Origin of the sequence: Sorangium sp. So ce385 (assembly GCF_051474135.1) — a bacterium.
GTDB classification, from domain to species: Bacteria; Myxococcota_A; Polyangia; order Polyangiales; family Polyangiaceae; genus Sorangium; species Sorangium cellulosum_D.
In genome coordinates this window covers 9440606-9459132 of record NZ_CP150337.1, presented here as the reverse complement: position 1 = coordinate 9459132, position 18527 = coordinate 9440606, and the positions used below count along the sequence as shown (strand labels likewise).

At 71.8% G+C, this 18527-nt stretch carries 15 protein-coding genes; 5 read left to right on the top strand and 10 right to left on the bottom strand.

The genetic code is table 11. The features are described 5' to 3' along the window. The first annotated feature begins 102 nt into the window (after positions 1-102). Positions 103-2334, top strand: coding sequence for a protein kinase domain-containing protein (locus tag WME83_RS34345; protein ID WP_437313936.1), 2232 nt, complete (start codon positions 103-105; stop codon positions 2332-2334). A 75-nt stretch (positions 2335-2409) separates the two neighbouring features. Here WME83_RS34345 and WME83_RS34340 read toward each other — a convergent pair whose 3' ends face one another. The 4 genes from WME83_RS34340 to WME83_RS34325 form a co-directional block, all read right to left on the bottom strand. Next, entirely contained in the window at positions 2410-2985 is a 576-nt protein-coding gene (locus tag WME83_RS34340) for an HPF/RaiA family ribosome-associated protein (protein WP_044986385.1), read from the bottom strand. 34 nt (positions 2986-3019) lie between these two features. Further along, the gene (locus tag WME83_RS34335) at positions 3020-3427 is read right to left on the bottom strand and encodes a hypothetical protein (RefSeq protein WP_437313935.1); all 408 of its coding nucleotides are present in this window, start codon (positions 3425-3427) and stop codon (positions 3020-3022) included. A gap of 542 nt (positions 3428-3969) precedes the next feature. Further along, positions 3970-5046, bottom strand: a complete 1077-nt coding sequence (locus WME83_RS34330; protein WP_437313934.1) for a hypothetical protein — start codon at positions 5044-5046, stop codon at positions 3970-3972. Between the two features lie 58 nt (positions 5047-5104). Next, positions 5105-6691, bottom strand: coding sequence for a DUF4215 domain-containing protein (locus WME83_RS34325; RefSeq protein WP_437313933.1), 1587 nt, complete (start codon positions 6689-6691; stop codon positions 5105-5107). A gap of 279 nt (positions 6692-6970) precedes the next feature. On the opposite strand from WME83_RS34325, the gene WME83_RS34320 reads away from it, so the two are divergent. Next, positions 6971-7939 (top strand): alanine dehydrogenase, encoded by a 969-nt coding sequence (locus WME83_RS34320; RefSeq protein ID WP_044986383.1) that lies wholly within the window; start codon positions 6971-6973, stop codon positions 7937-7939. Positions 7940-7948: 9 nt separating this feature from the next. Here WME83_RS34320 and WME83_RS34315 read toward each other — a convergent pair whose 3' ends face one another. Further along, positions 7949-9115, bottom strand: a complete 1167-nt coding sequence (locus WME83_RS34315; protein ID WP_437313932.1) for a formylglycine-generating enzyme family protein — start codon at positions 9113-9115, stop codon at positions 7949-7951. Positions 9116-9836: 721 nt separating this feature from the next. Here WME83_RS34315 and WME83_RS34310 point away from each other — a divergent pair. Next, positions 9837-10730, top strand: coding sequence for a hypothetical protein (locus WME83_RS34310; protein ID WP_437313931.1), 894 nt, complete (start codon positions 9837-9839; stop codon positions 10728-10730). Between the two features lie 80 nt (positions 10731-10810). Here the strand turns inward: WME83_RS34310 and urtE are convergent, their stop codons facing one another. The 5 genes from urtE to urtA form a co-directional block, all read right to left on the bottom strand. Beyond that, entirely contained in the window at positions 10811-11512 is a 702-nt protein-coding gene (gene urtE, locus WME83_RS34305) for an urea ABC transporter ATP-binding subunit UrtE (protein WP_437313930.1), read from the bottom strand. Between the two features lie 4 nt (positions 11513-11516). Continuing rightward, on the bottom strand, positions 11517-12380 hold the full coding sequence (urtD, locus tag WME83_RS34300) for an urea ABC transporter ATP-binding protein UrtD (RefSeq protein ID WP_437313929.1): 864 nt from the start codon (positions 12378-12380) through the stop codon (positions 11517-11519). A 16-nt stretch (positions 12381-12396) separates the two neighbouring features. Next, positions 12397-13560 carry an urea ABC transporter permease subunit UrtC gene (gene urtC / locus WME83_RS34295; RefSeq protein WP_437313928.1) on the bottom strand — a complete coding sequence of 388 codons (1164 nt, stop codon included), beginning with the start codon at positions 13558-13560 and terminating at the stop codon, positions 12397-12399. A gap of 14 nt (positions 13561-13574) precedes the next feature. Next, on the bottom strand, positions 13575-14471 hold the full coding sequence (gene urtB / locus WME83_RS34290) for an urea ABC transporter permease subunit UrtB (RefSeq protein ID WP_437313927.1): 897 nt from the start codon (positions 14469-14471) through the stop codon (positions 13575-13577). 108 nt (positions 14472-14579) lie between these two features. Further along, positions 14580-15884, bottom strand: a complete 1305-nt coding sequence (gene urtA / locus WME83_RS34285) for an urea ABC transporter substrate-binding protein (RefSeq protein WP_437313926.1) — start codon at positions 15882-15884, stop codon at positions 14580-14582. Between the two features lie 762 nt (positions 15885-16646). Between urtA and WME83_RS34280 the strand changes: the two genes are divergently transcribed. Further along, on the top strand, positions 16647-17321 hold the full coding sequence (locus tag WME83_RS34280) for a hypothetical protein (RefSeq protein WP_437313925.1): 675 nt from the start codon (positions 16647-16649) through the stop codon (positions 17319-17321). Between the two features lie 617 nt (positions 17322-17938). Beyond that, a complete protein-coding gene (locus WME83_RS34275; RefSeq protein ID WP_437313924.1) occupies positions 17939-18454 on the top strand; it encodes a hypothetical protein in 516 nt (171 codons plus the stop codon). Positions 18455-18527: the final 73 nt, after the last annotated feature.

Genomic DNA, 18527 nt, shown 5'->3' with positions numbered 1-18527 from the left:
GCGCCGGCGCGACCATGACGCCGCCCCACGGGCGAGTCGTCCGGCGCGCCGGCGCGCCTCGGGGCTTTCGCCGCCGGGCGGGCAGGTGCAGGATGGTCGGGCATGGTGATGCGTCCGACGTCCGACCGCATCGAGGACGAGCTCGCGCCGTTCCCCGCGGTCCTGCGCGGCTGGCTCATCGAGGGCGAGCTCGGCCGCGGCGGGATGGGGCGGGTCTTCCGGGCGCGTCACCCGAAGACGCGGGCGCGGGCGGCGATCAAGGTGCTGCTCGGCGATTACGCCCGCCGGCCGGACGTCGTGGCCCGCTTCCGGCAGGAGGCGATCGCCGTCAACATCATCAACCACCCGGGAATCGTCCGCGTCTTCGACTCCGGCGAGCTCGAGGACGGCTCGCCTTACATCGTGATGGAGTACCTCGACGGCCGGGGGCTGCGCGACTGGGTGCAGGCCGTGCCGCCCGCGGATCGGCCGCGGCAGGTGGTGCGGCTCGGCTACCAGATCGCGTCGGCCATGGCCGCGGCCCACGCCTCCAAGGTCGTCCACCGCGATCTCAAGCCGGAGAACATCATGGTGGTCGACGACGAGCTCGCGCCCGGGGGCAGCCGCGTCAAGATCCTCGATTTCGGCATCGCGAAGGTCCTCTGGGGGGGTCTGCCCGAGGTGCTGGAGCTCGAGGGGAGAGGCTCCCTGTCGCCCGCGTCCGTGCCCACGATCCGCACCGAGCTCTCGACGCGGCCGGCGCCGACGGTGGGCGCGGCGACCGGCCCAGCGAGCGCCCTGGGCGGCGCGAGCGCCACGTCAGAGAGCGCCCTGGGCGGCGCGAGCGCCACGTCAGAGAGCGCCCTGGGCCGCGCGAGCGCCACGCCAGCGAGCGAAGGCCACGAGGACGACGCGCTCCGGAGCCTCCCCATCGTGAGCATCGGCAGGCCCGCGATCAATCCCGCGCCGGTCGAGGTCCCGCCCGAGGCGGCCTCCTCCGCGGCGCCGCGCGGGTCGCGCGCGTCGATCGAGCCCGGCGCGCCCGCGCCGCAGAGCGAGGGCGCGGGACAGCCCACGATGCCGTTCACGCAGGAGGGCGTGTGGGGCCTCGGGACGAGGAGCTACATGGCGCCGGAGCAGGAGCGCCACTCCGGGAGCGTGGACGTCAAGGCGGATGTCTACTCCCTCGGCGTCATCCTCTATGAGCTGCTCGAGGGGCGGACGCCCGACGCGCCGAGCGCGGCGTGGCCGCCCCCGATGAGCGCCGCCACGCCGCCCGATCTCGTCGCCCTCATCCACCGGGTGCTGGCGTTCGATCCCGAGGCGCGGCCGCGCATGGCGGAGGTGGCGAGCGCGCTCCACCGGCTCGGCCGGGCGAAGAAGGAGCTCGACGAGGCGCTCTCGAGGTGGGTCGCCGGCGGCAGGGCGCCGGGGCTCCTGCCGCGCGGCAAGGCGCTGCACGAGCTGTCCGCCTGGGCCCGGGACATCGACGATCTCTCCGGCCTGGAGCGCAGCTTCCTCGACGCGGCCGTCGCCGCGGAGGCGCGCCGCGAGCGCCTCACGCGGGCGTTGCTCGCCCTCGGCGTGGTCGTCCTGATGGGGATGGTCGCGACGACCACCCTGTTCTGGATGCACGCGACACGAGCGCGCAAGGCGGCGGAGGCCGCCGAGCGCGCGGCGCGCGAGCACAGCCGCCTCGAGGCGGCCGCCAACGCCTCGGCGCAGGAGGCGCTCGCGAAGATGAGCGAGGCGCAGCGCGCGACCGAGGAGGCGCTCGCCCTCGCGATGAAGGCGAGCGACGACGCGAAGAGCGCCAACTCTGCCAAGGAGTCGATGACCGAGGCAAAGCGCCTGGCCGAGAGCGCCGAGCTCCGGGCGAGGCGCGCGGCCCAGGCCGCGGCCGCCGCGAAGGCCGAGGCCGACGCGCGCTACGAGCAGTCGAAGAGCGCGCTGGAGCGCGAGATCGCCGGCCTCGAGATCGACCGCGAGCGCCTTTCGGCGCGGCTCGATCAGGCCGAGAGCGAGCGCGAGCGGGTGAGGGCCGCGCTCCGGTCGAGAGATCACGATCTCAGGACGGCGCTCTCGGAGCTGAGGCGTGAGTCCGCGCGCGTGGGCTGGCTCGAGCGCAAGCTCGACGAGGCCTCCGAGCGGATCGACGCGCTCGAGCGGCAGCGCGAGGAGTGCGTCATGCGGCAGCCCAGGGCGCAGCCGCAGCCCGATCCGCCCCGGGACGGGGACGCGGTCCCTGTACAGGAAGAGAAGGAGGAGATCGCGACGCCGCCCGCCGAGCCCCCGCTGGACTCGACGCCGCCGCCGGCGCCTCTCCCGCCGTTGCCGCGGGGTACGACGATATAGCCGCTCGCTGGGGGAACGAGCGAGAGCGGGGCTCGCGCGCCGCGCGAACGAGCCCCGCGACCTCTTCGCTCTGGACTAGCTGAGCGTAGGGATCTCCTCGCGACCGCGGTTGCCGCCGCGCGCGTCCACGATCCGCACCGTGCTCGCCTGGGGCCCCTCGTCGCCGTCCTCTTCCGTGTAGGCGACGCCCATGCCGATCTTCAGCTCGGAGAACGGAGCCGACACGATGCTTCGCTCGTGAAAATAGATCTCCCGACCATCGATCGTCGTGATGAACCCGTAGTCGTTGAACAGCTTGGTAATGACGCCTGCCGTGTCTTGCGCCGGGTGGGACTTCACCTCGCTCCGCTGCTCGCTCGCGAGCTTCTTCAGCTGGCGGCCGGCGCGCTGGAAGACGTCGCGCACCGCCGTGGGCAGCAGGTTCCTGGCGGCCCGCTCCTCGCTCACGATCTCGTGCTTGCCGGCGACGTGGAGATCGACGCGCACGCGGTACTCTCCGCCCGTGCCTTGGCTCGCATGGTCGCGCTCGACGACCACGGCGCAGCTGTTGATGTGGTCGTTGAACCGCTGGATCTTGTTCGCTTGCTCCCGGATCAGCTCCTCGAGCGAGGGGCTTTTGTCGATGTGTCGGAAGGTGAGCTCCACTTGCATGCTCGCTCCTTTCATCCTGCGTCGCTGGGACGCATCACTGCAGTCGATGTGAATCGCTGATTCGTACCAGCCGATTCCAGTACATGTGCGGGGTGTCTGATCTGGGTACCAGGTACTGTCCGGACCTCGCGAGCATCTGTGCGGTCGCCCGGAGCTCGCGCCGCTCCGGGTCTGCCAGGTCGACGTAGACGGCGTCCTGCAGCAGCCGGGCCCCCTCGGGCAGGACCGGGATTTCCCGGAGCTCGTCCGAGGTGAAGTCCTGAAGCTGGCGCGTCAGCTCCTTGATGTCCGACGCGAGCTTCACGCTCGGATCCAGGATGGAAGGCCCGCCCCCGAGGTTCTGCCCGGCCATGTGGTTCGGGTTCAAATCGCGATGCAGCTCATCGGGATGCTTCTGCTTCGCCTGAGGCGCAGGTTCCGAGTGGTTGTTCTTCGCGACCATGAACACCTCGTGTGTGCTTGAAGTGAGCAGGTAGCAAGTTCGCTGCCATGGTCGCTCCGGCGTGCGGCAGCCGCGGGCGGCGAGCTCCGCGGTCGAGCCGCGCCGGGCCGGGTCAGGGCGGCGCAGGCTCTGCGCGACAGGCGCAGGTTCTTGCGTCCGTCGTGGATCTCCAGGCTGGCGCGGGGGGCGTGGCGATGAGCGACGGAGCGTCCTCCGCTGGGGCAGTTTGCGACACGCGGGGCGTCTCGGGTCGTTCCGTCACATCTCCTCGGAATGCCACGCGCCTGTCCGGTCCGGGAAACCGAGGCAGCACGAGTCGAGCGAGCTCGACCGCTCCCGGCGGCGGGCATGACCACCGCGGCGGGCCTCGGCCGCGCCGAGCGACTCGGTGGTTCGCCCGCCGCGCCGCAGCCGTGCCGATCGGGAGCAGGTGCGCACGGCGCGTCGCGCCGGGGCCGGGCGGCACCAGGGGAGCGAGCGCGGCGCTTGCGCGGCCCCGCATCGGGCCGGCCGCCAGCGCGCCGGCCGCGCCCGAGCGCCGCTCAGCGGATCTCGAAGACGTAATCCGTGTCGTAGGTGCGGACGAAGAGCTTGCCGTCCTTCTCGACGAGGAACGCAGGCCCGCTCTTCAGCGAGAGCTTCGAGACCACCTTGCCGGTGGCGCGCTCTAGGACATAGAGGAAATCCGGCTCGGCCGTGAAGCCGTAACCGCAGAGGAGATGATCTCCGCGCAGGACGAAGTTCTCCGCGTTGCAGACGAGCGGCGCGCTCTGCCAGAGGAGCTGCCCGGAGGCGAGATCGATGGCTGACAGGAAAGCGTTCTTGCCCTTCGAGGAGGCCGCGTACGTCCTGTGCCCCGACGAGACGTAGAGCACGCCGTCCTTGACGACGGCCCAGCCGACGTGGCCCCGCACGAAATCGGCCTCGTTGGGAGCGATCTCGGGCGGCATGAGGAAGCTCTCGAAATCGAAGAAGGCGGCGACCCTGTGCGCCGCGTCGAGGATCGCGACGAAGCGCGCCTCGGCGAAGCTCGGGCCGTAGAACAGGGCGAGGTGGTCGCCGTGATCGATCGCCTTGACGAGCGGTTGGTCGCGGTAGCTCTCGGGGACGAAGGAGGGGAGGGGCCGGGAGCCGCTCGCCTCGCCCGCGGCCGCGCTCGGCACCTGCAGCGTCGGCAGCGACAGGCCGTTCGCGGCGAACCACGCCGCCTCGTCCGTGATCTTGTTCTTCTGCTCGGCGATCTTCACGAGGCGCGGGGCGGCGGAGCTTCCGGCCGGCGCGGGCCGGAAGAGCGCCTGGCCGAACGGCGGCGGCGCGAGCTTCACGGGGGACCTGCCGTCGAGCGACGATGCGCGCGCCGCGCCGGCGCCCGGCGCGCGATCGCCCCCGGCCTCCTGCGCGCGCTGCGCGGCGCTGTCGCCCGCGGCCGCTGGCGCGGGCCGTGGGGCCGGGTCGGCGACGCGAGACGGCGGCGTCGCGGCGCCGGGGTGCAGCGGGGCGTCCTGGGAGGTGCGGGCCGGCGGCGCGGCGGCCGGCTGGCAGGCGCACACGGCGAGCAGCGCGGCGGCGAGCAGGCGCGCGCGGCGATATGGCTGAGCTGAGGGAAGGGCGGCAAGCACGCGCGCAGCGTACCTCATCCACCGGCCCGGCGGGCGCTACGCCGTGCGGCGTCAGAGCTCAGGGAGAGGGGGTGAAGGAGAGGCGGAGCGAGTAAGGCCCCACGTCTGTCAGGCGGTACGCCTCGACGAAGACGATCAGGGGCACGCCGCCCTCGACGTCGATCGAGCGCCGCTCGTCGTTGCCGGCGATCTGGTCCTCGACGCACGCGAGCTGGCGGCCCGAGCAGCCCGTCCGCACGTAGAAGCCTTGGTCGGTCTCGGAGGACAGCACAAGCCTGAGCGTGCCGTCGCTCGGCGGCGTGAACGCGTGGAGCCTCTCCGGCGTACCACGGCCGGTGCAGGTGCCCTCGAACACCATCGTGCCGCCCGTGGTGTCGCCCGCGTTGTTCCCCAGGACGGCCGCGGGCGCGTCCGCGCAGACGTCGTCGATCTCCAGGGTGCACGCGGCGGAGCAGCCGTCGCCGTCGGCGGTGTTGCCGTCGTCGCACTCCTCCGGCTCGCTGACGATCCCATCGCCGCAGGTGGCCGGCGAGAACACGAGGTCCAGCGTGTACGGCCCCGCGTCGGCGGGCGTGCGGGCGTCGACGACGATCGGCACCGCCTGGTCCTTGTGCACGACGACCTCGAGCTCCTCCTCGTCGGGCTCGGCGCCCGAGGCGGCGTGCTCATCCTCGCACGCGGTCTCGGTGGACGCGTCCGCGCACGTCGCGCGGGTATAGAGGCCGTGGTTGCTCTCCGACTGGAGCACGACGAGGAGCGTGCCCGACTGGCCGGCGGGCGGCGTGAACATGTGGATCTCCTCCGGCCCGGCGCCGGTGCAGCTGCCGTGGAGCACGCGCGTGCCGCTCGACGTGTCGCCCTCGATCGTCGTCGTCACCGGCGCGGCGCCCGCGCAGGCTGCGTCGACGAGCGGACGGCAGGTCGCGGCGCAGTCGCTGTCCGCGCAGTCGACCTGGCCGTCGCCCTCGTCGTCCTCGCCGTCGGAGCACTCGAGCTCGCCGAGCTTGCAGAGGCCGTCGAGCCTGTCGCACAGGCCGAGCTCCGCGCACTGCGCGTTCTCGGTGCACGCCGGGATGCACGCCGTGATCTCGCCGCCGATGTCGCTGCACCTGTAGCCGTCGCGGCACTCGTCGGTCGTGCTGCAGCGACGGATGCACAGGCCCAGATCGCCGAAATCGACACAGACGCCGCCCTCGTCGCAGGCGCCCACGATGGGATCGCAGAGGCCCGCACAGGAACCAGCCGGCCAGCCCCAGTCGGTCTCCCGGATGCAGTACTCGCCGTCGCACGCCCCATCGTAGGTGCACGCCGCGCCGTAGTTGACGGGCGTCCCTCCACCGCCGCCGGTGCCGGTGGGCTCGGCGCCGCCGGAGCCGCCGGAGCCGCCGGTGCCGGTGGGCTCGGCGCCGCCGGAGCCGCCGGTGCCGGTGGGCTCGGCGCCGCCGGCGCCGCCGGTGCCGGTGGGCTCGGCGCCGCCGCTGCTGCCCGTGCTGGTCGCGCCCGATGCGCCGGCGCCGCTGCCCGTGACGCCGGCGCCGCCAGCGCCGCCGGCTCCGCCCTTGCCCCCTTCGCCTCCATCATCACCGCATCCGGCGGTCGCCGAGAGCGCGAGCACAAAGAGACCTGCAACGAGTCGTACGTTCATCCACCCGCTCCACCACAAGAGAGATCATCGACACGCGGGGTGCACCCCACCCCACGGCGCAGCTACGCCATCTTCAGCGCAACGGCGTGGCCTGCCAACCCCCCGGTTCATGTCGCCGGCGCTCCGTGACTGCCGCTCTCGGCCGCTGGATCCGAGCGGGACAGCCGTCCCTTTCACGAAAAGAGGGCCCATGGAGGCGGCGGGCGGAGCATGCGTGCACACCGGTCCGCACGTGGGAACGCGTGCGTTCGCGCTCGGCGTCGCGTACGGTCGCATCGGATGAAGCCCGAGAAAACATTGCTCCTCTCCCAGTCCGATGTGGTCTCCCTCCTCGCGATGGACGCGGCGATCGCCGCCGTGGAAGCGGCGTTCGCGGCGTACGGCCGCGGCGAGGCCGCGATGCCGCCGAAGGTGTACCTGGGGCTGCCTGCCCACGACGGCGACCTCCGTGCGATGCCGGCCTACGCCGAAGGGGCGGCCGGGGTGAAGTGGGTCAATTCGCACCCGAAGAACCCGGCCCGCTTCGGCCTGCCGTCCGTCATGGGGCTCTACATCCTCAGCGATCCCGCCACGGCGGTGCCCCTCGCCGTGATGGACGCGACCCGCCTCACGGCGGTACGGACCGGCGCGGCCGCGGCGATCGCGTCGAAGCACCTCGCGCGGCAGAGCGCGAGGACGCTCGGCTTCATCGGCTGCGGCGTGCAGGCGCGCTTCCTGCTCGACGCCCACCGCGCCGTCTACGGCGATCGGCTGGAGGTGCTCACCGCCGACGCGTCGCGCGAGGCGAGCGAGCGGTTCGCGGCCGAGGCGGGCGGGCGCGCCGTCTCGGTGGAGGAGGCCTCCGGCTGCGACATCCTCTGCACGTCCACGCCCGCGCGCGCGCCGGTCGTGCGGCGCGCGTGGGTCCGACCGGGGGCGCACATCAACGCGATGGGCGCCGACGCGCCCGGCAAGCAGGAGCTCGATCCGGAGATCCTCCGCGACGCGCGCGTGATCATCGACGACTGGGCGCAGGCGACCGAGAGCGGCGAGGTCAACGTGCCGCTGCACGAGGGCGCCATGCACCGCGAGCACATCCAGGGGACGCTCGGCGAGGTCGTCGCGGGCAAGCTGGCGGGGCGCGGCGACGCGGCCATCACGGTGTTCGACTCGACCGGCCTCGCGATCCAGGACGTGGCGCTCGCGCGCGTCATCTACGCCGCCGCGCGCGAGAGGGGCGCCGGGACTGCGTTCGACTTCTTCGGCTGAGCGCGGCGCCTACGGCCTCCTCGCGCACCGCACGCCGAGGCTGTAGTACGGGGCCGACGGGGCGACGCTGACCCGCGCGGACGTCAGCAGGTAGCTCGGCGCGCCGAAGCTGCTCCCGCCGCGGACCACCCGGTTCGAGGTGTCCGTCAGGTTGGCGCAATCGACGCACTCCGCCGGATAGGTCCCGTATCCATCCAGCGCCCACTCCCGCATGCTCCCGCCGAGATCCGCCTGCGTCCACCGCCCATCGCCCTTCGGCGAGCGAGATCCGACGGGCACGATGTCGCTGAAGTCGCTCTGGAACGTGCAGCCGGGCGCCGCGCTCTCCCTGCAATCGTAGGACGCGTAGGTGGCGTCGATGGTCGTCGACTCCGGTGGATTCGACCACGGATACTGCCGCTGCTCGCCCCCTCCGGCCGCAGCGTAGTTCCACTCGGCCTCGGTCGGGAGGCGGCCCCCGTCCCACGCGCAGAACGCGAAGGCGACGTACCAGCTCACGCAGTTCATCGGCAGGTGCTCCTGACCGCCTGCCTCCTCCGTCCACGTCCGCATGTCCGGGTTGTCCGGATTGCACATCACCGCGGCGCGCAGCGCCGCCGCGTCTGCCGGCAGCTCGCCGTTCCAGGCCGGGTTCCATCCGCTCCCCGGGATGCCCGGGTGCGCCCCCGCGTCTGCCGCGGGCTGGCTCCCGGGGTACGCCTCCACGAACTTCCGGAACCGCCCCACCGTCACCTCGAAGCGATCGAGCCGGAGGTCGCTCACCGTCGCCGGGGATGCGGGATCGTTGCCGCGGTTGAACGTTCCCCCGGGCACCACCGCGCTCGCGCAGCAGCTCTCGGTCGCCCCGGGACCGCACGTCGACGGCAGACCGTCGCAGCTCGGGGGGGTCGTGCACGCGGCTCCGCGGCACACGGGCGCCTCCGAGGGACACGGCTCCGGGGCGTTCCACTGGCCGTCGTCGTTGCACCGCGCGAGCTGGTTGTCCGAGCACCGCGCGTCGTCGGGGGTACACTCTCCGGCACCGCCGCCGCCATGACCGGCGCCACCGCGGCCCGAGCTCGCGTCGCCGCCGCCGGAGCCGGCGTCGCCGCCGCTCGAGCTGGCGCCGCCGCCCGCGCCGTCCAGCGGGTGATAGTCCTTGTCGAGCCCCAGGAGCGCCGTACAACCGCTGGCCACGAAGGCCGATGCTGCCCACCACCATCCAGCGCGCACACTTCGCATCTCTTCTCCTTAGCTCGCTCACGGGTCCGTTCGGCGCCGAGCGCGTACGCCTCGCACCAGCTCGGGCAGCTCATCGACGGATGCCCATGGTCCCAGGGTTCCTCGGTCGATGTCGAGCCATGTCGAGCGCGGCGAGCCCAGCGCGCACGTCGCCGCGGCCCGCAGCGCGGCCGGCTCCGCGGGCGAGCGAGGCGGCGTCGCGGTCGATGCTGGGCGCGATTCCATGAAGAAGGGAAGGTGGCAAGAGCATCGAGCTTTCTTCCCGCCTTCTCGAATCCGGCCACCTCCGAGGTCCTCGCCGCAGGAGGAGGTGGCCGAGCTCGGGGGCCGTGGATTCAGGTGGGCGCCGGATCGCCGCCGGCAGGCGCTGCCGTCTGAGCCTCGTGGGCTCGCGGGAGGCGGCGCCGTCCCACGGTCCGCGCCCGTCCGCTTGGCGTGTGTTCGGCCTGTGGCGGATGAGAGGCCGTGCCCACCCCGCCGCGGCCGGCCCTCGCGCGGCTCCGCGGCGCTCCGCGGCCGGCCCGATCGCGCGGTGCGGTGTCGCCCCTGGCTCCGGGCCACGGTCACCCGCTCTCACGCACTTGCGCGCAGGCACGCGAATCCATCTCTCTTTATCTGCCGTGCAGAGCGCTTATTCGAAGTGCATTGCCGCAGGTGAGCTGATATCAACGCCCCCGTGGGCAAGCTGGACGGGTTCGCGAAGCTGACCTTCGCCGAGGTGACCCCGAGCGTCACCGCCGGCTCCGCCGCATGGCACCGGCCGCCCGAGGTCCGGCTCGAGCGCGTCCAGGCCGACGGTTATCTCCGCGTGGTGCGGCCCGACGGGCTCGTTCCCCTTGCCGCGCCCTGGCCGGAGGCGTGCGGCCATGACGAGGTGGTCGTCGAGATCAAGATGGCCGGCGACCACGTCGACATCGTGGAGCTCAAGCGCGCCACGCTCCGCCGGCTCGCGCGCGAGATCGAGCGCATCGAGGAGCGCGAGCCGCCCTGGATGGGCGAGGAGCCGCTCTGGGTCGTCGCTCCCCACCTGCCATCGTGGCTGCACACCGTCCGGGCGCTGGAGCGGTTCGCCCCCGGCTGCTACCGCGTCGGGCCCTCGCCATTTCTGTTCCTCTGGATCGCGGCCAACGAGCTGCCGCTGCGCGACGAGCTCGTGCCGTTCCTGACGGCGCGCTCAGGACAGGCCCTCGACGACTTCGCCCGGTGGGTCGCACCGCGGCGGGATGTGGAATGGGTGATCTCCATGCTAGAATACCTGCCGATGTCACCGAAGACCCGTGAGGACTTGCTGCGACGGTTCGCCCGCGTCGACGACCCGGAGATCGAGGCGCGCAGGCAGTGGATCCTCCAGGCCCTGCTCGCCCACAGCCCGGAGGTCAAGGAGCAGCTCATCGAGGAGGGCCAGCTCACTGAGGCGCGCGCGCTGCTACGCAGGTTGCTGGCTCGCCGCGGCTTCGCGCCGACCGCGGCGATGGAGACCCAGATCGACGCCTGCTCCGAGCTGGACACCCTGCACCGATGGCTGGACCAGGCCATGACCGCGGACAGCGCAGAAGACGCGCTGGCATAGTCCCGCGCCGTTGGCGCGCCTTGCGGCCACCTGCCCGCGGACGTGCCGCTGCCAGCGTCAGGAGCTCCGGCGCCGCCCCTTCACACCGCCAGAAACTCCCTCGCGATCTCGTCGTTGAACTCCGCCACGCTCCCCCGCCGCACGATCCCCCCGTTATCCATGATGAAGTACTCGCTCGCCGTCGAGAGCGCGAAATCCAAGAACTGCTCCACGAGCAGGATCGCCATGTCGCCCTTCTTCCCGAGGTCTTTGATCACCTCCCCGATCTCCTGCATGATCGACGGCTGGATCCCCTCCGTCGGCTCATCGAGCAAAAGCAGCTTCGGCTTCCGCAGCAGCACGCGCGCGAGCGAGAGCTGCTGTTGCTGCCCGCCGCTCAGCGTCCCCGCCGCCCGCGCCTGGAACTTCTTCAGGATGGGGAACATCGACATCATCTCTTCGAGCGCCGCCGGGCTCGGCGTGGCGTCGCTCCTGGCCTCGAAGCCCATGAGCAGGTTCTCTCGCACCGTCAGGTACGGGAAGATCCCGCGCCCCTGCGGCACATAGCCGATGCCCGCGCGCGCCCGGTCGCTCGGCGACCTCGAGGTGAGATCCGCCCCGTCGAGCGCCACCTTCCCGCGCCGCGGCTTCAGCACGCCCATGATCGCCTTGAGCAGCGTCGTCTTGCCGACCCCGTTCCGCCCCAGGAGGCACGAGACCCGGCCGGGCGCGACGTCCAAGCTGACCTGCGACAGGATGCAGCTCTCCTCGTAATAGACCGCGAGATCCTCGACCACCAGCATCTCTCTACCGCTCCTCCGCCGCGACCGCGGCCCGAGCGCCGCCGCGCGCGCGCCCGGCGTCGTGCGCCCGACCGAGGTAGACCTCGACCACCTGCGCGTTGCGCTGGACCTCCTCGACAGGCCCCTCGCACAGCCTCCGGCCGGCGTGCAGCACCGTCACCGTGCTCGCGTACCGCCGGACGAACTCCATGTCGTGCTCCACGACCAGCACCGACCGCTCCTTCGCGATCTCCTGGACGAGCTCCCCGGTGCGATCGCGCTCGCGCCGGGTCATCCCCGCCACCGGCTCGTCGAGCAGGAGCAGCTTCGGCTGCTGCACGAGCAGCATGCCGATCTCCAGCCACTGCCGCTCCCCGTGCGCGAGCACCGCGGCCCGCACGTCGGCGCGCCGCCGGAGCCCGATCCGATCGAGCGCCTCGGCGATCTCCTTCTCCTGCGCCGCGGACAGCCCGCGGAGGAGCCCCGGCGCGCTCTCCCGGAAGCCCATCGCCGCCTCGAGGTTCTCGAGCACCGTGAGGCTGCCGAACACCGCCGGCGTCTGGAACTTCCGCCCGATCCCGAGCCGGACCAGGGCGTGCTCCGGGAGCCGGTGCGCCTCGACCGCCTCTCGCCCCGACTCCCCACCTCCGTGGAACACCACACGCCCGCTCGACGGCTTCGTCTTCCCGGTGAGGATGTCGAGCAGCGTCGTCTTCCCGGCGCCGTTCGGGCCGATCAAGAACCTGAGCTCCCCGCGCTGGATGGAGAAGTCGAGCCCGTCCAGCACCTTGAAGCCGTCGAAGCTCACCGTCACCTGCTGGACCTCGACGATGTTGCCGCGGCTCATCCCATCGCTCCTCTGCTCGCTCTCGCGCTCATCTCCGCTCATGTCCATTTCCTCCCCCTCAGCGCCCGGACGTCGCGGGCGCCTCGGTGCGCGCCTCCACCTCGCCCACGCCCACCGGGTCGTCCACGGCGGCCTCGCCGCGCGCGCGCGCCGGGCCCGCCGCGCCGCCCGCGTCGCGGCGCACGAGCCGCGACGCGTGGCGGCGCAGGAAGCCGGCGATGCCCGTCGGCAGCAGCATGACCGACGCCGCGAAGAGCGCGCCGAAGCCGAGCTGCCACACCTCGGGGTACGACTCGCTCAGCGCGCTCTTGCCCAGGCTCACCAGGATCGCCCCGACCACGGCGCCGATCAGCGTGCCGCGCCCGCCGACCGCCACCCACGTCACCATCTCGACCGACGGCATCACGCCCATCGAGGACGGCGAGATGAGGCCGACCTGGCAGACGAAGAGCGCGCCGGCGATGCCGGCCATGCCCGCCGACAGCGCGAACACCAGCGTCTTCAGCGTGACCGGGTTGTAGCCGAGGAAGCGCACCCGGTTCTCGTCGTCGCGCGCCGCCACGAGCAGGCGCCCGAAGCGCGACTGGGTGAGCCGCCGGCACAGGAGATACAGCGCCCCCAGGCAGAAGAGCGTCACGAAATAGAGCACCGTCTGCGTCGAGGCGGCCCCCCGCGCGAAGCCGAAGATCGTCTTCAGGTTCGTGATCCCGTTCGTGCCGCCCGTGATCGCCTGCTGGCCGACGAAGAGGATCGACGCGATCAGCGTGAGCGCCTGGGTGATCAGCGAGAAATACACCCCCTGGACGCGGCTCCGAAAGACGAGGTAGCCCACCGCGGACGCGATCGCCATCGGCGCGAGGACCACGGCGCAGAGGGCCACGACCGGCGAGCGGAACGGCTCCCAGAAGAGCGGGAGCGCCTCGAGGCCGCTCCAGCTCATGAAGTCGGGGAGGCGCGAGCCCGACGTCTCCAGCTTGAGGTACATCGCCATCGCGTAGCCGCCCAGGCCGAAGAAGAGCCCCTGTCCGAGGCTCAGCATCCCGCCGTAGCCCCAGATGAGGTCGAGGCCCAGGGCGACGATGGCGAACGTGAGGAATTTGCCGAGCAGGTTCAGCCGGAAATCGGAGAGCACGAGCGGCGCGACGAGGAGCGGCAACGCCACGGCGAGGGGCGCTCCCCAGGTCCAGAGGAAGGTGCGAAGGGCGGAGTCTCGAGGGGCCATGTCCGTGTCCTCTCCTATCGGGTGCGCAGGGCGAGCAGGCCTGTCGGCCGCCACTGCAGGAAGGCGATCACCAGCGCGAACACGAGCGCCTTGCCGAGCGAGGCCGTCGTCGACAGCTCGAGCAGCGTGTTCGCGACGCCGATCACGAGCGCCGCGATGGCCGTCCCGGGCAGCCGCCCGAGGCCGCCGAGGATGACCACCATGAAGGCATCGACGATGTAGTTCGTCCCGAGCGACGGGCCGATCGAGCCGAGCTGCGTCAGCGCGCACCCGGCGATCCCGGCGAGCCCCGCGCCGAGCGCGAACGTCGCGGCGTCGACCCGGCGCGTGCGGACGCCGAGGCACGAGGCCATCTCCCGGTTCTGCATCACCGCCCTGAGGCGCCTGCCGCCCGCGGAGCGGTGCAGGTACGTGTAGACGGCGGCGATGCACGCGATCACGAGGGCGATCAGGAAGACGCGCTTGTAAGGCAGCTGCACCCCGCCCGACAGCGCGACGCCGCCGCTCAGCCACGACGGGCTCGAGACCTGCACGTTGGACGCGCCGAACAGGCTGCGCGCGGCCTGCTGCAGCACGAGGCCGACCCCCCACGTGGCGAGCAGCGTGTCGAGCGGCCTGCCGTAGAGGAAGCGCACGATCGAGAGCTCGAGCACGAGCCCGAGCACGCCGGCCACGAGGAACGAGGCCGGCAGCGCGAGCAGGAACCAGAGCCCGGCGTCCGTCCCCCCGACGAGCGGCGCGACGTGCTGCCCGACGACGTACGTCGTGTAGGCCCCCGCCATGATGAACTCGCCGTGGGCCATGTTGATCACGTTCATCAGCCCGAACGAGAACGCGAGGCCCATCGAGATGAGCAGGAGGATCGAGCCCAGGCTCAGGCCGTTGAAGGCGTGGAGGAGAACTTCGTTCATGCTAGAGCACCGAACAGGGTTGAGAGGCCGCGCAAGAGAGGTTCGAGCCGCAGAGGCACAGGGGGGCTCACGGCGATTCCCCCTGTGCGCTCCGCGCGGCCGGCCGCGCTACTTCGCGGCCAGCTCCTTCGCCCAGGGGTATGCGGTGAGGTACGGATCCGGCTGGATCGGCTTGCCCGTGCTCCAGACCTCGTCGATGAGGCCGTCCTGCCGGACCTTGCCGATGCGCACCGTCTTCCACGTGTGCTGGTTCTTCCCGTCGAGCCGGACCAGCCCCTCGGGCGCGGCGTACTCGATGCCCCCGGCGTTCACCGCCTCCTTCACCTTGGCGACCTCGGTCGACTTCGCCTTCTCGACGGCCATCTTCCAGAGGTAGACCCCGAAGTAGCCCGCCTCGATGGGGTCGTCCGTGACGCGCGCGGCGCCGTACTTGGCCTTGTACGCCTCGACGAACTTCTTGTTCTCCGGGGTGTCCGTGGTCTGGTAGTAGTTCCACGAGACGAGGTGTCCGGCGATGTTGTCGGCGCCGATGCCGCGCACCTCTTCCTCGGCGACGCTCACCGAGAGGACCGGCAGCTTGTCGGCGGTGTAGCCGGCGTCCTTGAACTGCTTGAAGAACGCCACGTTGCTGTCGCCGTTCAGCGTGTTGAAGATCGCGTCCGGCTTGGCGGCGCCGATCTTGCTGATGATCGTGCTGACCTCGGTCCCGCCGAGCGGCAGGTACTCCTCGCCGGCGAGCTCGCCGCCCTTCGCGGCGAGCTGGGCCTTGATGATCTTGTTCGCCGTGCGCGGAAAGACGTAGTCCGAGCCGAGCAGGTAGATTCGCTTCTTGCCCTTCTCGAGCAGGTAGTCGACCGCGGGGACGATCTGCTGGCTCGGCTCGGCGCCGGTGTAGAAGATGTTGGGCGACTGCTCCAGGCCCTCGTACTGGACCGGGTAGAAGAGCAGGCCGTTCAGCTCCTCGAACGAGGGCAGCATCGCCTTGCGGCTGGCGCTGGTCCAGCCGCCGAACACGACCGCGACGCCGTCCTGCTGGACGAGCTTCCTGGCCTTCTCGTTGAACGTGGGCCAGTCGCTGGCGCCGTCCTCGATCACCGGCGTGAGCTGCTTGCCGAGCACGCCGCCCGCCTTGTTGATCTCCTCGATCGCGAGGATCGTCGCGTCCTTGACGGCCACCTCGCTGATCGACATGGTGCCGCTCAGCGAGTGGAGCACGCCGACCTTGATGGTGGCGCTGTCCGAGGCGGGCGCCGCCCCGGGCGAACCCCCCGGCGCCGGCGCCTCCTTGCCCTCGTTGCCGCAGGCGGAGAGCAAGGCCGCGCCGGCGAGGGCCGCCGCCGCGACGCAGAGCGACCGCCGCCGAAAGGAGCCCGCCGCCGGCCGCTCCTCAACGCTTCGCCCAGACGTGAACATATTCAACGCATCCTCCTTGGGGTGCCGGTGCGCGTTCGATGCCCTGCATCGACGCGGCGCGGCGGACCGACTGCACAAGAGCCGTTGGGAAGCTCGGGAGTCGGCAACTCGAGACTCCCGGCCGGACACCGAAGGACCGCCCCGCACAGCGAGGCTCGGCCCTCGGACAGGGGCCAGCGACACGACGTCGTGGTGAAATGTCTTATGCCGAGCGCCATGTTTCCTCGAGGTTTCGTCGAGATGAAATGTCGACCGGCCGGGGGACGAGGCGCGCTTTCCGCAGCGCCAATCAGGGTCCCCGATCACAAAGCGAGTCTCGGCCGCGCCGCGGCGATGGCCTGGCGGTACCGCGCCGCGGAGAGGCGGGGCAGCGCGCAGGCGGAGCCGTCCCAGGCGCCCGCGCGGCCGGGTGGTCGACGATGGCTCCGGAGCGCCGGCCCGGCGTCCGACCCGCCGCGCCGGTGTCGCTGGCGCCGAACCGGTGTGGGGCGCTCTGTCCTCGGCGCGCACGAGCGCTGAGCGCTACGGCCCTGTTGCGATGAGGTGCGCTCTCCAGTGCAGCGAAAAACTTGTATCAAGAGCGGAGGAGTCCACGTAGATTGGTGGATGCTGTCTGCGCCCTGTGCTCGGACGACACGGAGGGCAGGCGGGGTGGAGCGTATGGGAAGCACGAAATCCATGTCCGGTGATGCGGATAAGCGATCCTCGAGCGGCGGCGCTGCGCCGGACGGCGCGGCGGCCGGGCCGCGGGACGAGAACTCGGTGGTGATCTCTTTGAGCGCGCTGCTCGCGGTGGAGGCCGCCGCCGCGAAGCCAGCGGGCGCGCGGGGCGATCAGGGGCCAAAGGGCTCCGGGATGGTGGATATCCAGGGGCTGGCCGCCGGCGATGATCAGCAGCGCAGCAGCTATCTGGATCTCTTCCCGTTCGGCGGGCCGGAGCTGCCGGCGTTCAGGCCACCCGATCTCACGCCGGTGCCCTCCGAGGTCCCCGTCGATCTGCGTCCGCCGCGCGCGCGGCGGGCGGCGGGCGTGCGGGTTGGGGTGATGGCCGTCGCCGGCGCCGCGGTCGTGGCGAGCGCGGTGTGGCTCGGCGCCCCGCGCGAGGCGCTGCGCGCGGCCGCGCAGCCCGGGGTGCGCCCGGCGGCGAGCGCGGCGCTCTCGCGCGTGCCGAAGGTGGAGGCGAAGGCCCAAGCCGAGAGCGAGGCGGCGACCTCGCCGAAGCGCGGCGACAAGGCGAACGAGCGCGCCGCGCGCGGCGCGAAGGCCCGGCCCGCTGCCCCGGGAGGCGCGGGCAAGGCGGCGGCGAGGCGCGCCGAGAGCAGCGGACCGGTCGGCGGCGGCGCCGCCCCGCCGAGCCAGGGCGGCGCGCGCGCGGCGGGCGATCCCTGCAACGGCGATCTCGACTGCGCCATGCGGCGCGCGACGGGCGGCTCGTAGCGCCGCGCGAGGAGCCCGCGATCTCCCTGCTTCGTGGGAGCTCAAAGCACTTCGTCGAAGCGCAAAGCAAGCTGCCGAGGCGTCGCGCCGACGCTCTGGAGCTCACGGCTCAGCCCGGCTGAGCCGCGCGGTCGTCCGGAAGCCGCACCGCTTGCATCAACAGGGCTGACTCCCCCGTCCGCTCGCCTGTAGGGCGATGTCACACGGGCGGGCTCTACCGCCTCCATGTCTTCGCATGAGCCGCTGAGCCCGCCTCCGCTCGTGGTGCGCCTCGCCGCGGTCCCGGAGAGCAGGTTATCTGCGCAGCGCGCTCGATCCCGCGCATCGCGCCCGTGGTAGGGTCTGCTCCTGCTTCACAAATTCACTGATGTTCGATCGCGCACACACCATGGCGGGCGCGTCTCGCGGAGGCGCATGCCCTCCGAACGACCGCCAGGTGGCGCCCCCAGGGCGCAGGTGTGAGCACGCAGCGGATACCATCGCGTAAATTTCTGGTGTAGGAACAGAACCCGGCGCCAACGGCGGCGCTGAAGTGCACAGGGAGGGCTGCCGGGCGGCGTCGCCCGACGCGTCCTTCCCCATCAGCAGCGCAACTCTTCTTGTCGGAGGATTCAGGGATGAAAGCTTTCAACTTTGCGGCGATCCTGGTCAGCGTGTGTGCGATGGCGGCCTGTACGGTCACCGACGGCAGTGGCGACGGCGGCGAGGGCGGCACGGGCGGCGAGGGCGGCGCGGGTACCACCACGACGACCACCACGTCGGGGACCGGCGGTGAAGGCGGCACGGGCGGCGAGGGCGGGGGCGGCGTCTGCGCCGAGGAGAGCGCGGCCACCTGTCAGACCTGCTGCGATGAGGAGCTCCCGGATGAGAGCGCGATCATCGCGGGTTACCTCTTCTCGCAGTGTGGCTGTATGGCGGATTCGCCGTGCGTCGACGTGTGCGACACGACCGATGCCACGACCGACTCCTGCTCCGACGAAGGTGGCATGACGGACGTGACGAACCCCGACTGCGTCGCGTGCCTGAACGGCCTCGATGGGGACGCTCCCTGCTACGATGCCGCCACGGCGGACTGCGAGGGGGATGAGGACTGCAACCCGTACCTCGAGTGCTTGATCTCCTGCAGCGAGTGAGATCGCGCGAACGCTGAGCGAGCGCCGCGCGCCAGAGATCCTGGGGCGACCGGCGCTGGCCGGGCACGACAGG